Source organism: Rahnella victoriana (genome assembly GCF_021276285.1).
In the GTDB taxonomy this organism is placed as follows: domain Bacteria; phylum Pseudomonadota; class Gammaproteobacteria; order Enterobacterales; family Enterobacteriaceae; genus Rahnella; species Rahnella victoriana.
On the sequence record NZ_CP089919.1, the window covers coordinates 47,564 to 63,462 of the forward strand.

Below are 15,899 nucleotides of genomic sequence, written 5' to 3' on the forward strand. Positions count from 1 at the left end.
GCCGTTTTACATACCGAAATAAAGCCCCGTTACTGGTCTTCATCCCATTCGTTTTCTGACTTCATCCGCGTAATGCGCACGCGCTCAATGCGGTATTCCGACACATCCAGGATCTCAAAGTGCAGCGACGCCATCTCGATCACTTCGCCCGCAACCGGCATCTGACCTGATTTTGACAGCAACAGGCCGGCAAGTGAGGCAAAATCGTCGTCAGGATTGACCAGCGTTTTGACGTCGAGGATTTGCTGCAACAGGTGTAAATCGGTCCCGCCTTTGGCAATCCATGCATCGCCATCCGCCACAACGTCCGGCGTTTCATCTTCGTCAGGGAATTCCCCTGCGATGGCTTCCAGAACGTCCAGCGGCGTCACCAGCCCCTGAATCACACCAAACTCATTGCTGACCACCACCAGACGGCCTTTCGCCTTGCGCAGAACCGCCAGCAGGTTGATGACATCCATGGTTTCCGGCACCACAATCGGCGGCGTTTTTTCAGCAAACGCCACAATGCTTTCACCCATTTCCAGCGCTACCAGCAGATCTTTCGCCCGTACCACGCCGATCACATCATCCAGCGAATGACGGCAGATCGGGAACAGGCTGTGCGGCGTATCCAGCAGCTGACTGCGGATTTCTGCCGGAGACTTTTCACAGTCGACCCACGAAATCTCGGTGCGCGGCGTCATGATGCTGCGAAGTGAACGTGAGGCCAGCGTCAGCACCCCGGTGATCATGTGACGTTCTTCTTCTGCGAAGGTTTCACCGGCAGGCAATACCACGCCCGCAGGTTCATCTTCATGCTCATTCTGGCGTTTCCCGCCCATCAGTCGCTGAATCGCCTCGGCGGTACGCTCACGCATCGGACGGCTGGACTGACTTTTCAGGAAATTACGGCGCGCAATCTGGTTGAACAATTCAATCAGAATCGAGAAGCCAATCGCCGCGTACAGATAGCCTTTCGGAATGTGGAAACCGAAACCTTCCGCGATCAGGCTCAGACCAATCATCAGCAGGAAACTGAGACACAGCACTACCACGGTCGGATGATTGTTCACAAACCGCGTCAGCGATTTCGACGCCAGCAGCATCACGCCCATGGCAATCACCACGGCGGTCATCATGACAGCCAGGTTGTTCACCATGCCGACGGCGGTGATCACTGCATCGAGAGAGAAGACGGCGTCCAGCACCACAATCTGCGCCACGACGGCCCAGAAACTGGCGTAGCCGCGGTTCGGTGCGCCATGCTCATCATGCCCTTCCAGCCGTTCGTGCAGTTCGGTGGTGGCTTTGAACAGCAGGAATATCCCCCCGACCAGTAAGATCAGATCACGGCCTGAGAAGCTGAACTGCGCAATACTGAACAGCGGTGTGGTCAGTTTGACCATCCATGAGATCAGCGACAGCAAGCCTAAACGCATGATCAGCGCCAGTGAAAGGCCGATGATACGGGCTTTATCACGCTGTTTCGGCGGCAGTTTATCGGCAAGAATCGCAATAAATACCAGGTTGTCGATGCCCAGAACGATTTCCAGCACGACAAGTGTCAGTAAACCGACCCAGATTGAAGGGTCCATCAGAAATTCCATGTCAGACTCCGCAATGAGTGATAGAAAAAAGACGCACAAAAACGCGATACGCCAGGCTGTCAGATGACCGTCCGGGGGTATGAGCTGCAAATTCAGCGGATGAAAGCGGTTTCAGTGCGGCAGAAATCAGGCCCATTGGGGCAGATTTGCCGGGGATCGTGAAGGTGAAAAGCGAAGAATAGTGACGTCGGTGACAGTCCATAGGGAGGGCTGAGGCCCGGTACTCCTGTTCAATGATTCGGAAAATCACTCTATCAGGAATGATTATTTGAAGAAAGTGTGTTTTTTTACCTTCAGCATCATTTTGAAACATCTATGCTGTTTTATTGTGCGGTGTGAAAGCGTATTCACAATACGTCGTTCAATAACGGACAGTCGTCACAAAAATTATTTTTTCGCACACTAAAATAAATCACGTCGTACAACCTGTTGAGGTTCTGCCACTTTACTGTTTCGCAGTCTTATCAGAAATTAAGGAATGCTAGTACGCAGGGAGTGCCCTGTCCGCCTCAGGAATAAAAACGGGCGGATATCATCAGCACCATTACTTATGTGCATAACTCTTTCCAAGAGTTAACAGAGGAGGTAGCGAGTGAGTATTGCTATTATCATCGGCACGCACGGGTCAGCAGCTGAGCAGCTGCTGAAAACAGCGGAAATGATTTTAGGTGAACAGGATAATGTCGCCTTTATTGATTTCGTTCCCGGCGAGAACGCCGAAACCCTGATCGAAAAGTACACGGCAAAGTTGGGTGGTTTAGACACCAGCAGCGGCGTCCTTTTCCTGGTCGACACCTGGGGTGGCAGCCCGTTTAATGCCGCCAGCCGTATTGTTGTCGATAAGGAAAATTACGAAGTTGTCACCGGTGTAAACATCCCGATGCTGGCAGAGACTTTCATGGCACGTGATGACAATCCTTCCTTCGCGGAACTGGTTGGCATTGCTGTAGAAACAGGTCGCATCGGCGTGAAGGCGCTGAAAGCCCCTGAACCTGCTGCCCAGGCCCCTGTTGCCGCCCCTGCGCCAAAAGCAGCCGCCCCGGCTAAACCTGCCGGTCCGAACGACCATATGAAAATCGGCCTCGCCCGTATCGATGACCGTTTGATTCATGGCCAGGTCGCGACCCGCTGGACCAAAGAAACCAACGTGACCCGCATTATTGTTGTCAGCGACGAAGTGGCTGCCGATACCGTGCGTAAAACGTTGCTGACTCAGGTTGCTCCTCCTGGTGTTACCGCACACGTCGTCGACGTCGCGAAAGCTATCCGTGTCTGGGATAACCCTAAATACGCTGGCGACCGCGTCATGTTCCTGTTCACTAACCCGACTGACGTTCTGCGTCTGGTTGAAGGTGGGGTGAACATTACCTCCGTCAATATCGGTGGTATGGCATTCCGTCAGGGCAAAACACAGGTCAATAACGCCGTGTCGGTCGACGAAAAAGATATCGAAGCGTTCCGTAAACTGAACGAAAAAGGTATCGAACTTGAAGTGCGTAAAGTCTCTACTGACTCACGCCTCAAGATGATGGATCTCATTAATAAGATGAATTAATAAGTGCATCGCGTTTTGCAGATTCCCTCAACGTTATCTGTCTGATGTGCCTGTTTATACTCAGCGTCCTTTGGTCATAGGAGAAGTGCAATGGAGATCACCACACTACAAATTGTGCTGATATTTATTGTTGCATGTATTGCCGGGATGGGTTCGATCCTGGATGAATTTCAGTTTCACCGTCCGTTAGTTGCCTGTACTTTGATCGGTTTTGTTCTTGGTGATGTGAAAACCGGGATCATCATCGGGGGTACTCTGGAAATGATCGCGCTTGGCTGGATGAACATCGGTGCTGCTGTTGCCCCGGATGCCGCCCTCGCCTCTATCATCTCCACCATTCTGGTTATCGCAGGCGGACAGTCTGTCGGTGCCGGTATCGCACTGGCTATTCCTCTGGCAGCCGCAGGCCAGGTGTTAACCATCATCGTTCGTACCATTACCGTTGCCTTCCAGCACGCAGCCGATAAGGCCGCTGAAAAAGGTAATCTGAGCGCGATCAGCTGGATCCACGTTTCGGCGCTGGTTCTGCAGGCAATGCGTATTGCTATCCCTGCCGTGATTGTTGCCGTTTCTGTCGGTACTGCCATCGTTCATGATCTGCTGGCCTCTATCCCTGAAGTGGTCACCAACGGTCTGAACATCGCCGGTGGTATGATCGTCGTGGTTGGTTACGCCATGGTCATTAACATGATGCGTGCTGGCTACCTGATGCCGTTCTTCTACCTCGGTTTCGTGACCGCTGCATTCACCAACTTCAACCTGGTTGCCCTGGGTGTGATTGGTGTGGTGATGGCAGTTCTCTACATCCAGTTGAGCCCGAAATACAACAAGTCTGCGCAAGCAGCGGCTGCACCGGGTGTTAACGATCTCGACAACGAATTGGATTAAGGGTGAAGGACATGGTTGATCAAACTGCAGTTAAAAAACTCACGGCCAGCGATATTCGCGGTGTGTTTATGCGCTCCAACCTTTTCCAGGGGTCATGGAACTTCGAACGTATGCAGGCGCTTGGCTTCTGCTACTGTATGGTGCCTGCCATTCGTCGTCTGTACCCTGAAAATAACGACGATCGCAAAGCGGCCATCAAACGCCACCTGGAATTCTTTAACACCCATCCTTACGTTGCAGCCCCGGTACTGGGTGTAACGCTGGCGATGGAAGAACAGCGTGCCAACGGCGCACCTATCGACGACGCGGCCATCAACGGCCTGAAAGTCGGTCTGATGGGGCCTCTGGCCGGTGTGGGTGACCCGATCTTCTGGGGTACTGTACGTCCGGTGTTTGCTGCACTGGGTGCGGGTATCGCGATGACCGGCAGCCTGCTGGGTCCGTTGCTGTTCTTCGTTCTGTTTAACCTTGTACGCTTGCTGACCCGCTACTACGGCGTGTCTTATGGCTACAAAAAAGGTGTCGATATCGTTAACGATATGGGCGGCGGCTTCCTGCAAAAACTGACCGAGGGGGCGTCAATTCTCGGCCTCTTTGTCATGGGGGCACTGGTTAATAAATGGACGCACGTTAACATTCCGCTGGTGGTGTCGAAAATCACCGATCAGACCGGCCATACCACCGTCACTACCGTCCAGACCATTCTGGATCAGCTGATGCCGGGTCTGGTACCGTTGCTGCTGACCTTCGGTTGTATGTGGCTGTTGCGTAAGAAAGTGAATGCGTTGTGGATCATCGTTGGCTTCTTCGCCATCGGTATCTTCGGTTACTGGATTGGCCTGCTGGGTCTCTGATAACCTCTGAAGCCGGGGAAATTTTCCCCGGCTTTTTTGTTTCTGTCGTTTGTCTTTTGCTGATTTTTACCTTGCTTTGCCTGATGGCTGTTAGCTGGAGTTTTCATGTCTGTTACTGATATCGTCCTCGCCCTTTTCACTCTCCTGTTGCTTGCCTACGCCATCTACGATGAGTTCATCATGGGCACCCGAAATGGCAAAACGCGTCTGCGGGTAAACCTGCGCCGCCGCAACCGGCTCGATTCGATTATCTTCATCGGCCTTCTGGCGATTCTGCTTTATAACAATATCCATGCGAATGGCACCGTTATTACCAATTATTTGCTGATCGGTCTGGCGCTGATTGCTTTCTATCTTTCTTTTATTCGCTGGCCAAAAATGCTCTTCAAACCGCAGGGTTTTTATTTCGCCAATACCTTCATCACCTATGACCGCATCCGCAGTATGAATCTTTCAGAAGACGGCATTCTGGTATTTGAATTAGAACAGAAAAAATTATTAATCCGCGTCAACGAACTGGACGATTTGGAAAGGATCTATAAAATTATGGTTGATAATCAATAGATTGAATATAAAGCACAGGTTATCAGTTATAGCACAGCGCATATTCACGATAATTCCGTTTAACCCTGTAAATAGCAATGATGTTAAATACCCTGTCAGCAAAGGTGTTATTTCAACGCAAGAGGGTGTTATTTAAAAACCCTGTTTTATTTGGTGTTGTCCTGAATAAAAATGCTGTGATAAGGTGACGCCTTCATTTGAGGGCTATTCTCGTGAACTTATCCGCTACGCTTATTCTGGCTTTTGGTATGTCTTTGGACGCCTTTGCGGTATCCATTGGTAAAGGTGCCGTCCTCACTCGCCCTTGTTTTCGCGAAGCCCTTCGCACCGGCCTGATTTTCGGTGTCATCGAAGCCATCACACCGCTGATTGGCTGGGGCCTTGGCCTGGTCGCCAGCCAGTACATCATGGCATGGAGTCACTGGGTCGCGTTTACCCTGTTATTTCTACTCGGCGCGAGGATGATATTCGAAGGCTTAAAGGATAAGCCGGATGAGAACCTGACCCTGGCCAGCCGGCATGGCTTCTGGATCCTCGCCGCCACCGCCACGGGCACCAGTCTCGATGCACTGGCTATCGGGGTCGGGTTAGCTCTGCTCGAAGTGAACATCATTCATACCGCCTTATTTATCGGCATGGCGACCATGGTGATGTCTACGCTTGGGATGATGATAGGACGTTTTATCGGCCCGCTGTTAGGCAAATGGGCCGAAGTGTTGGGAGGCGTGGTAATGATCGGAATAGGCGTGAGTATCCTGCTGGAACATCCGGGATTTTTACACTGATACGCGCTGATGTATCCTGATCAGGAAATCAGTTTCGCACTCAAAGGCTGTCTGAGCCTTTAAACTGGCCATCACCTCCTCCGTTGCCCGCCAAGCAAAAGGCGTCATCTGCAACAAATCAAACGCTTCTGCGCCTGCAAGAGTCATGTTATAGGCCAGAGTCTCGGTGCTTATCCGTTCAAAACCTTCGAGTTGTTCATCCAGATCAGCGTGCAGTTGCACATCCTGATAAATCAGCCCTTTCAGCTGGTATAAATGTCGCGGCCCCGGTGCCACCGTGATCACCAACCCCCCCGGTTTTATCGCCCGGTGCAACTCCTGCGCCTTACAAGGGGCATAGATACGGATGACGGCATCCAGCGAGCCGTCGGCAAAGGGCAGCCGGTGGCTGGAGGCCACACAAAAAGACACATCGTGGTAGCGTTTAGACGCGTAACGGATAGCCACTTTCGCCACGTCCAGCCCGAAGACCTTCAGCGCCCGGCGTTGCATCAGCCGTCCGGCAAAGGCGGCGGTGTAATACCCTTCCCCGCAGCCGATATCCAGCAGCGTGTCCGCCGTCTGGGGTATCACCTCATCCAAGATATCCGTCAGACGGTCACGCAGAGGCTGATAGTGTCCGGCATCCAGAAAAGCCCGACGCGCCACCATCATTTCAGTACTGTCTCCGGGCTGCTTCGAGCGTTTGTGCTGCACGGGCATCAGATTGACATATCCCTCTTTCGCGTTATCAAACTGATGATTAGCCGGGCAACGCCATTGCTGACCTGCCAGCTCAAGCGGCTGGAAACAAAGTGGACACTGATAAGTCATGCGGAAAACCTGCAAGGAAAGTCTGAGGGAGCGAAAATTCGCAATAGTGCTAAGTCTAAAGAAGGTATCTGAGTGTTGCAACTGCTGGAAAAACCCGTCAAAAGGTGGCTACACTGATGCCATCACATTTTACTCACCGAGACACGAGATGAGTGACCACTCCGTTTTACTCAGTCATATACCCGGTATTTTGTATGGCTTCGGCGACAAACAGGCTTTGCTTCCTGCGCATCTGCAGGCCTATGAAGCCTCCCGCCCGGAAAAAAAACAGGTTCACGGCACCCGCATTGTGGATGTCACAGAGGCGGGTCAGGAATGCGGTGAAGCCGATGGTTTCATCACCTCGAAGCCGGGCATCCTTCTGGCTGTGTTTACCGCTGACTGCCTGCCGCTGATTTTCAGCCGCAAGGATGGCAAAGAAGTGGCGGCGGTGCATGCAGGCTGGCGGGGGTTAATCGACGGTATTTTGGAAAAAATGGCACAGCGGATTAATCAGACAAGTGATACCGCATCGTGGTCTGTGGCGATCGGCCCGGCGGCGGCGGCCTGCTGTTATGAAGTCAGTCAGGAGCTGATCGATACCTTTATGCAGCGTCTTGATTTGCCGCCTTCACTCATTTCCCCCCGCCACCGGCATCTTAATTTGGCCGCCATTGCGGAAGCGAAACTTCGGGCGCTGGGCTTTGCCGATATCGACCTTACAGGTGGCTGCACTATTTGCTCCCCTGATGCGGCGGGCAGCGGCTTCAGATACACCAGCTTTCGGCGCAACAGCCATCAGCGGGCGAAAGACCCGTCACATCCGGGCATCAGCGGTCGTAATCAGCAATCGGGGATCATCATTCTCTGAGACTGTATCGCAGAGACAAAAAAACCCGCCTTGGCGGGTTTTTTTACAGCTGACGCTGCTTAGATTGCAGTTACGTTAACTGCTGACGGGCCTTTCTGGCCGTCCTGGATTTCGAACTCTACGTTCTGGCCTTCAGCCAGAGTTTTGAAGCCGTTACCCTGGATTGCAGAGAAGTGTACGAACACGTCTTTGCTGCCGTCAGCAGGAGTAATGAAACCGAAACCTTTAGACTCGTTGAACCACTTAACTTGACCTTTGATCTTTGCCATCTTGAGTATTTCCTTTGGATTGTTTAAACCGCCCTGCGGCGTTACATAGACAAACTAGAGTCGTTACTGCTTGAGGCACTAAGATTAGAATCGGCAGAGAAGCGGTATTCAACGTGAACGTCTTTACTCAGAACTTCTATACTGAAAATGCCACACATATACAGAACTGTACCTCGTTTTACCCAGATGCGTTATCACATACTCTGAATTCGATGGCAAGCCATTTTTAATCAGTGATGGACATGTCGCACATATTTGAGCCGGTTAAAGGCACTTCGTGTTCAGTTATGCTGAAATATGTTGATAGACATGCTTTTTTCTGCTTTGCAGTTTTACCTGCATATCAAACAAAACAATAACGACCTGTTTTGATTATTGATCATTTAATGCAGAACCGTAAGCGTAAAAATTAGCTTTATTTGAATTTTTATTGTCAGAGTCTGCCTGAACCGGCTCTCCCTGCCTGCCTTCTGCAGCGCTTGCCAGAGGGTAATCGCAGGGGTCACAGCCCGTCTGGCGGGCATGGTGGACACTTGTGCAACAGAACGGGCAACGGCTTGACGTCATTCCCTGGCAATATGACTGGTTATGCAATAATCAATTACGCCATAGATGGATAAAATGGTGCAAAACAAAGGGAGAAGCGAAATAAATGCACCTAAACTGTGCGCCTGGGCTGAGTGCCGGATAATAGCAAAACTTTTCTTTCCGCAGAGGCAGAGAATTCCAAACGGTCATTCCGTATCACGTCGATTTTTTATCCCGGTGTTTTTGACAATATAATGAATTAAAGTTTGCCACTTGGTTAAATCGCCATAACAGTTTGCAAACACCTTCCTTAGTCTTATTCAGATAATAAATATCGTTATAAAAAAATAATATGAATTACCGTGATCTGAATCGCATATTAGCGGTCAATATCCGGAAAGCGGCTCGCAGGTTTCCTCTTTTATCGGTTCACTCGTTGTGCCATGCAGACAACCCTCCGGCAGGATCACCCCTCAGCATAATCCGCTGTTTATCCTGATAAAATGCCAAGTCTCCCCGCCGGGAAAGCGCCAAAAGAGCGGATATAAAGAATTATTCTGCTCAGGGCGATACGGGTGTAGAAAATAATAGCGAGCGAAATGGTGTTGATTAACATTCCCATAACACCTACGGAGTGTAAGTGTTAGGGGAGATTTTATTTAAGTGATAATACTTCTCATTTAATGATTAATGTCCGGGCATTTATCACCGGATTAAGGACAAAATCTAATTCAATCTTTAGAAATACTTGACCCGATTTTTAAAGGTTTGAATTCCATTTCTGGCGACGCACTTTGACTTATCGCTTCCGCTAATTCTCGCAGAGGTTGATCCAGTGAATCATCTGCTAATTCAAAAACACCCCAGTGAATAGGGACGGCTTTTTGACAGCGGAGTTCAGAAAAAACGGTCACCGCCTGCTGCGGGTCCATATGCTGCGCGCTCATGAACCATCTTGGTGCATAGGCGCCGACAGGAATAGCCGCAAAATCAAAAGGCCCCAGACGTTTGCCGATGAGTTCAAACTGGTTGCTGTAACCACTGTCGCCGGAAAAGAAGAAGCGTAACGAAGCATTCCTCACTACCCATCCGCACCACAGCGACTGGTTGCGATCCCACAAAGTGCGCATACTCCAGTGGCGCGCAGGCACCGCCGATAGGGTGAGATCGCCAAACTGATGCTCCTCCCACCAGTCGAGCTCTTCTATATAACGGGCTCCGCGACGCTCAAGCCAGGGTTTCATGCCTAACGGCACCATAAACTGCACATCGGGAAAACGTCGCAATAATTTGCGCACCGTCGCGCTGTCCAGATGATCATAGTGATTGTGTGAAAACAGCACGACATCAATCGGCGGCAGCTTTTCTACCGTGGCAGCCACCGGGGTTTTCCGTTTCGGCCCGTAAAAACTAAAAGGTGACGCGCGATCGGACAGAGCGGGATCCGTCAGAACATAGCGCCCTGCCACTCGCAGCAGCAAACACGCATGGCCTAAAAACCACAAACGATCATCCGTTCCGCTAAAATCGGCTTCCTGCCACCACTGGCTGATGAAATGGTCATAACCCTTTTCCGGCGGTGCGGGCAGCTGTTGTGCTTTACGTTCTTTGCGCCAGCGCCTGAGATCGCCCTCCTGCCGGTTATGCGGTTCAGTATTGGTAAAACCTTCAGGTGTGTGATGCGCTTTTGAGGGATCGTAATACGGATTTTTACCTGACATAGGACTCCACGGGATAACGATTTTCGTTTTAGACGGCAGTGCAAAACCATAATGAGAATTAATTAGCATACTTACTGAGCACACGACAGGATGAAAGTGAAAGATTATGTGCACGTTTTGTCGCGTTCAGAGGTTAAGGAAACCTTAATAACTGCGTGTTCTACTGGGGATGTTGAAAAGGAGGATACTCATGACCCGGAATACACAAAAAAGCCGCAAGGCATTTGCTTCGCGACTGACACATATCATGCAGATTCAGACACAGTACGGACGACTGTGGCTACGTTCACGCTTTCGCCGGATGTACATTCCGGCTTCACTGAAGATTGTGCTTCTCGCTTCGCTGGGACTTCTGGCTCTGGCACTCACCGGCACTCTGCTGTTGATTCTGGACGCGGTGGCGCTCGTCTCGGGACTCCTCAGACGCCCTTTCCGTCGCGGCAGTTTTCGCCCGCTGATCAGAAAGTCTGTATAATGCAAAACCGTGTCGGCATGACCCGGCACGGTTTGAGTTTCAGAGAGGCATTCCCGATTATCAGGCAGGCATACCACAAAGTTTGGTCAGATTTCTGGCGCCGATCATGAGGGTGGCAACATAGGATTGTCTGCGGGTCACGACTTCGACCGCAACACGCGCATCTTTATATTTTATGAGATAGGTTGAGGGCCAGCCCTGGCGACGTTTACCGTAGGCTTTTTCATGACTGTCGATAGCTGCATGAGCAACCACCAGATGGGAGAGAGTTTTATCACCTTTAATGATGCGCTTCATAATGGACTCCGCCTTAGACACAACTGTCAAAATGAGGAAACATTAATCACTTGATACGCATCGCTTTATGCGACGCTTATTCGAATCACTTCTTTGCAAAACTTTGTCACAATCTGAGTATCTCCGCGCTTTTGTTTATACGCAAGTCTTACTAAGCAGGAAACATACCATTGCTGCACGAAGCGGCCTTTTACTTTGCGCCTGCCACTGTCCCTGAGGACTGCTGATCTCCGCCAGCCACAGCGGATCACTGTGCAACTCTTTAAAATTAATGCTGATTTTGTTGGCGCAGATGATCGGCCAGGCGTCGGAGGGGTTGTTGCAGTAATCTTTGCCTTTCATGCCGCCATAGGGATACCACTTCTCTGGTTCCTCTCCGGTCAGTAAGGCAATGTTGTGGTTCACTTCGCTGTCATTTTCTTCAGACCATTTGATCATCGGTTATTCCATCCTGCAAGGCACATGCGTGGAGACTACCGGAGGAATAAGACAGTTTTATGAATAAAAGCAGAAGGAAAAGGAGGAAAGGAAGCACGGAATGAAAAACCCGCCAGAAGGCGGGTTAACGACACACATTATCTTTCAGGAATAAAACCGCGCAGGCTGAGCGCAGAATCATCGTCTGCCTCAACGGGCGGCACGTTGCCCCTTGCCTGTGCAGCCAGCACCTTGAGCAACTCGGTTTGCTGGCGTTGCTGCTCAGCAATCTCGTGTAAAAGTGCAATTTGCTCATTTGCCCTGACACTGGCGCGGCTGACGAAAAACCACACCAGAAGAAATAACAGCGCTGAGAGTGCACACAGCACCAATGAAGCCAGGCTGTTTTGGCCCATTGCGAAATCAAACATTGACTACCCTACCCCTGAATGTTCAGAGCGTTCATCTTACCACCCCCGGCAGGCCAGGGAAGCCATTCACGAAAAAACAGGGTTTTCTTAACGGTACTGAACCGCCGGAGCCGGCGGTCTGACAGTCAATGTCAGAAAGGAATAAAAGAAGTGACCGCACAGACGCCCAGATCAAAGTTTCCGCCCTGATCGCAGTAGCTGTTGAGTGCGAGCAAATACAGACCAATACAGATAAGCAGGAACAGAACGAACGTAACGATCCTCCTGGCATTGAAAACAGGCTTTTTCAATTTGATGGCAGGTCTCTTTGGGTTTACACAGCGTCTATCAGAGCTCAATGGCGATGTCCAACATATGACAGAACAGAAGGACATAGTACGACGAAAATCTTAAACAACAATATAACGAAGAGCAGGCTTTCAGACGCATAACACTGTGCAATAATCACATACGTAAATCATACATAAAAATGTATATGTTTTATCTATATATGCGCAGAGGAATGAGGTTGATCTGCATCAAATAAGTTAGCTTATCTTTCAGTACGGCCGTCAATACATCCCAGCAGCTTGCTTCCAAATAATACACCGCCCATTAGAAATCACATATCAAGATTTAAAGAAAACAAAGAAAGCTTTCTGATAAGTAAATCAACTTCTCATTCATCATGATAATATTGATTGTTGCGGCGGAGAGTCACGCTGACCGGCGTAGGAATGATGGCGGTCTGCCGCCTCCCTGAGACATACCGCGGAATGTGGCCTGCCACATCTGTTTAAAAACGAACTTTATTTGGAAGTTATATAGAAAATAATAAGTTTAAAACCGTCTGATTAATTAAATACAGCGCAAGGAGAAAGATAAAATAATTCAGTTTTATCGTAATTTCACCGGAACTTATTTATTGAATTACACTATGCATTAAAATATCATCCCGCCGTCGAACAGTTCATCTGTCTCTTCTGTTATATAAATGAAAGCATAGTGGCTGAAATAATTTTCAGCTGGTTCATGCTGACTATTTTTTGTTGAGGGATTAATAAATGCATGCATGGAATAAAAAGTTCTTCTTGTCTAAAATAGCGCTGGCCTGCGCTGTTGCGGCCGCGGCACCTGCGGCGATGTCAGCGGATATCTCGGGTACCGTTTATGACACTTTCTACCACGATTCAACTTTAGCGGGTCACATTGGCTACCGTGGCTACGCCGATAACGACGGCACCGATAACGGTTATGCCGGTGGAGATATTTACTCCTCCATCAATGACTCAGTAGTGAACGGCGTTATCTCCACTTACTATCTGGGTTTTGATAACAACACCAGCAATACGCTGAATATCACCAACACGACCGTCAATGGCATGATCACTTCAGAGTGCATGACCACTGACTGCGGCGATGCGCGTAATGATTATGACCAGTCCCGTCTGCAACTGACCATTGATAATTCCACCATCAATGACACCTACGAACATTTCGATTATGACGTGACTGATGCCAATAAAGTCCGTGACCACGAAACGCTGGATACATATGGTCTGGGTGTGGCGGTGACGTTGGATCAGGAAAGTGACATCGTTATCAAAAATAATTCTCACGTGGCAGGCATTGCGCTGTCGCAAGGTTACGAGTGGGAAGATACCGACGTTAATAACAGCAACACATTTGATAATACCCTGACGGTTAATGATTCCGTGCTGACTTCTGGTTCTTATACAGAATTGCAGACCACCGGTTTCTATGGCCAGTCCGACAAGCCAAGCGATTACGGCAATATCAGCGCAGCCGGTACTCAGGCTGACGACGTCGCATTATCCGTTGTGGCAAGTGCCACTGCGGATAACGCAATGAAAACCAATGCGGTATTCAATAACTCGACCATTACCGGTGACGTAGCTTTCGTCAGCACCTTCGATGAGAACTACTACGTTGGCGGTCATGACAGTAACGCTGATGGCACGCTGGATACCAATGGCTGGGATGACACTGACGAGCTGAACCTGACGCTCGACAACGGCAGCAAATGGGTTGGCGCAGCCATCTCAAATGTTCAGATGGACTCATCACTCTACAATCGCAGCACCAACAGCATCTGGCCGGGCTCTGTCTTCAGCAGCACAAACGGTTATCTGACCGGTGATCAGGTTTATCAAAGTGGCCTGTTCGATGTGGCGCTGAACAACGGTTCTGAGTGGGATACCACCAAAGCGTCTAACATTGACGATCTGACCGTGAACAACCATTCTCAGGTAAACGTTGCTGAATCTGACCTGCTGGCAGACCACATTTCCCTGACCAATGCCTCAACCCTGAAAATCGCTGCACACGGTGGCGTTTACACGGATGAACTGAACCTGAACTCAGGCAGCCAGGCTTCTCTGACCGAAGAAACTGCCGCCCTCTACGCCAACACCATCACTGTGGGCAACGGTTCTGAACTGAACTTAGGTCTGGGCCAGGTTGATACACATAACATGGTACTGACTGATAACGGTACGTTTGATATCGGCAGCCGTGAGTATGTCCTTAACGCTGATATGAACAATGCCCGTGACAAAACTGCCGCTGATTACGCTTATGATCAGGGAACCATCGGTATTAACTCCGACGGTCATCTGGCCGTAAATGGCGTGGCTAACGGTAACTATCAGGTGCGTATCGATAACGCAACCGGCGAAGGTCAGGTTGCTGATTATCAGAATAAAGAGCTGATCCGCATCTATGGCGGTAACGCGACCTTTACTCATGCTAACACCGCTGATCTGGGTGCTTACAAGTATCAGGCAGAACAGGCTGGCGATACCGTTGTGCTGGTAAAACAAGGCATTACTTCAACCGCAAATGCAGCACTGAGCCTGCCTTCTTCAAATGCTGCTACCTGGCATATGGAGCAAGACACCTTAGAAAACCGCATGAACAGTTCCCGTCACACCCAGGGTAATGATAAAGGCGGTGTGTGGGTTAACTACTTCGGCGGTCAGCAAAACGGTGACAATGGCGTGATTGATTACGATCAGGACGTCAACGGCATCATGGTCGGTCTGGATAAAGTCACCGAAGGTGGCGGCGAACGTCAGTGGCTGGTCGGTATGGCTGCAAGCTTCGCGAAATCCAGCCTGTCTATGGATGATGCAGATGCCGATACTGACAGCCAGTCAGCACGCGTTTACTCAAGCCTGGACTTCAACAACGGCGCATTCTTCGATTCCTCCCTGAGCTACAGCCACTTCAGCAACTCTACTGACAGCACCATGAGCAACGGTCAGCAAGTATCAGGTGACAGCACGACGGATGCCTGGGGCTTTGGTCTGAAAGTCGGTTATGACTGGAAATTCGCACCGCAAGCTTACCTGACACCATATGCAAGCGTCACTGGCGTGTTCATCGGTGATGATGATTACACCATGAGCAACAACATGCGTGTCACCGATCAGGCTTATGACAGCATGCGTTATGAGCTGGGTGGCAACGTCGGTTATACCTTCGACCTGGGTGCCGATCAGGCTATCAGCCCGTATGCCACTCTGGCGTATGTGTATGAAGATGCTAACAACGATGCAGACATCAATGGTGACCGTATCGACAACGGCGTTGATGGTTCAGCCGTTCGCGTTGGTTTAGGTGGTCAGTTCGACATGAGCAAAAACTTCACCGTTTATGCGGGTGCGAACTACCTTGGCGGCAGCGATGTTGACCAGCCTTGGGCAGCAAACCTGGGTATGAAATACCGCTGGTAATGTACTGACCTGAGTAACGTGTCTCAAAACTCATTGGCTCCTTTTCAGGAGCCAATTTTTTATGGCCACAATCCTGACAGTACTCAAATCAGAATCAAACGGAATGACATTCCCGGAAAAATAACT

At 50.0% G+C, this 15,899-nt stretch carries 17 protein-coding genes; 8 read left to right on the forward strand and 9 right to left on the reverse strand.

The genetic code is table 11. The features are described from left to right. Window positions 1-29: 29 nt before the first annotated feature. Window positions 30-1,589: a TerC family protein gene (locus tag J9880_RS00290; protein ID WP_095921390.1), complete on the reverse strand. Its 1,560-nt coding sequence runs from the start codon at window positions 1,587-1,589 to the stop codon at window positions 30-32. A gap of 592 nt (window positions 1,590-2,181) precedes the next feature. Here J9880_RS00290 and manX point away from each other — a divergent pair. The 5 genes from manX (at window position 2,182) to mntP (ending at window position 6,235) form a co-directional block, all read left to right on the forward strand. Continuing rightward, complete coding sequence (gene manX / locus J9880_RS00295; protein ID WP_095921389.1) at window positions 2,182-3,144, forward strand: PTS mannose transporter subunit IIAB; 963 nt, start codon at window positions 2,182-2,184, stop codon at window positions 3,142-3,144. 90 nt (window positions 3,145-3,234) lie between these two features. Next, window positions 3,235-4,032, forward strand: a complete 798-nt coding sequence (locus J9880_RS00300) for a PTS mannose/fructose/sorbose transporter subunit IIC (RefSeq protein ID WP_095921388.1) — start codon at window positions 3,235-3,237, stop codon at window positions 4,030-4,032. Window positions 4,033-4,043: 11 nt separating this feature from the next. Beyond that, the gene (locus J9880_RS00305) at window positions 4,044-4,886 is read left to right on the forward strand and encodes a PTS mannose transporter subunit IID (RefSeq protein ID WP_095921387.1); all 843 of its coding nucleotides are present in this window, start codon (window positions 4,044-4,046) and stop codon (window positions 4,884-4,886) included. 105 nt (window positions 4,887-4,991) lie between these two features. After that, entirely contained in the window at window positions 4,992-5,450 is a 459-nt protein-coding gene (locus tag J9880_RS00310) for a DUF986 family protein (protein WP_119826437.1), read from the forward strand. 212 nt (window positions 5,451-5,662) lie between these two features. After that, the gene (gene mntP, locus J9880_RS00315; protein WP_119826439.1) at window positions 5,663-6,235 is read left to right on the forward strand and encodes a manganese efflux pump MntP; all 573 of its coding nucleotides are present in this window, start codon (window positions 5,663-5,665) and stop codon (window positions 6,233-6,235) included. On the opposite strand, the gene rlmA is transcribed toward mntP, so the two are convergent. Continuing rightward, window positions 6,227-7,048 carry a 23S rRNA (guanine(745)-N(1))-methyltransferase gene (gene rlmA, locus J9880_RS00320; protein ID WP_119826441.1) on the reverse strand — a complete coding sequence of 274 codons (822 nt, stop codon included), beginning with the start codon at window positions 7,046-7,048 and terminating at the stop codon, window positions 6,227-6,229. The genes mntP and rlmA overlap by 9 nt on opposite strands. A gap of 148 nt (window positions 7,049-7,196) precedes the next feature. Between rlmA and pgeF the strand changes: the two genes are divergently transcribed. Then, entirely contained in the window at window positions 7,197-7,898 is a 702-nt protein-coding gene (gene pgeF, locus J9880_RS00325) for a peptidoglycan editing factor PgeF (protein WP_232769942.1), read from the forward strand. A 59-nt stretch (window positions 7,899-7,957) separates the two neighbouring features. Here the strand turns inward: pgeF and cspE are convergent, their stop codons facing one another. The 3 genes from cspE to J9880_RS00340 all read right to left on the reverse strand — a co-directional run bounded on the left by cspE (window position 7,958) and on the right by J9880_RS00340 (window position 10,416). Next, window positions 7,958-8,167: a transcription antiterminator/RNA stability regulator CspE gene (gene cspE, locus J9880_RS00330; protein ID WP_002221949.1), complete on the reverse strand. Its 210-nt coding sequence runs from the start codon at window positions 8,165-8,167 to the stop codon at window positions 7,958-7,960. Between the two features lie 41 nt (window positions 8,168-8,208). Further along, entirely contained in the window at window positions 8,209-8,325 is a 117-nt protein-coding gene (locus tag J9880_RS00335; RefSeq protein ID WP_071823629.1) for a DUF2627 domain-containing protein, read from the reverse strand. A 1,101-nt stretch (window positions 8,326-9,426) separates the two neighbouring features. Then, window positions 9,427-10,416, reverse strand: a complete 990-nt coding sequence (locus tag J9880_RS00340; RefSeq protein WP_119826443.1) for an MBL fold metallo-hydrolase — start codon at window positions 10,414-10,416, stop codon at window positions 9,427-9,429. 190 nt (window positions 10,417-10,606) lie between these two features. Between J9880_RS00340 and J9880_RS00345 the strand changes: the two genes are divergently transcribed. Next, the gene (locus tag J9880_RS00345) at window positions 10,607-10,891 is read left to right on the forward strand and encodes a hypothetical protein (protein ID WP_095925098.1); all 285 of its coding nucleotides are present in this window, start codon (window positions 10,607-10,609) and stop codon (window positions 10,889-10,891) included. 60 nt (window positions 10,892-10,951) lie between these two features. Here the strand turns inward: J9880_RS00345 and J9880_RS00350 are convergent, their stop codons facing one another. The 4 genes from J9880_RS00350 to mgrB all read right to left on the reverse strand — a co-directional run bounded on the left by J9880_RS00350 (window position 10,952) and on the right by mgrB (window position 12,296). Next, window positions 10,952-11,188: a DUF4060 family protein gene (locus J9880_RS00350; RefSeq protein WP_013576199.1), complete on the reverse strand. Its 237-nt coding sequence runs from the start codon at window positions 11,186-11,188 to the stop codon at window positions 10,952-10,954. 135 nt (window positions 11,189-11,323) lie between these two features. Further along, window positions 11,324-11,626 carry a phage protein NinX family protein gene (locus J9880_RS00355; RefSeq protein WP_095921381.1) on the reverse strand — a complete coding sequence of 101 codons (303 nt, stop codon included), beginning with the start codon at window positions 11,624-11,626 and terminating at the stop codon, window positions 11,324-11,326. 137 nt (window positions 11,627-11,763) lie between these two features. Then, a complete protein-coding gene (locus tag J9880_RS00360; protein ID WP_095921380.1) occupies window positions 11,764-12,036 on the reverse strand; it encodes a YebO family protein in 273 nt (90 codons plus the stop codon). A 131-nt stretch (window positions 12,037-12,167) separates the two neighbouring features. Continuing rightward, window positions 12,168-12,296 (reverse strand): PhoP/PhoQ regulator MgrB, encoded by a 129-nt coding sequence (mgrB, locus tag J9880_RS25230; protein ID WP_456300344.1) that lies wholly within the window; start codon window positions 12,294-12,296, stop codon window positions 12,168-12,170. A 783-nt stretch (window positions 12,297-13,079) separates the two neighbouring features. On the opposite strand from mgrB, the gene J9880_RS00365 reads away from it, so the two are divergent. Further along, window positions 13,080-15,773, forward strand: coding sequence for an autotransporter outer membrane beta-barrel domain-containing protein (locus J9880_RS00365; protein ID WP_232769943.1), 2,694 nt, complete (start codon window positions 13,080-13,082; stop codon window positions 15,771-15,773). The last annotated feature ends 126 nt before the right edge of the window (window positions 15,774-15,899 follow it).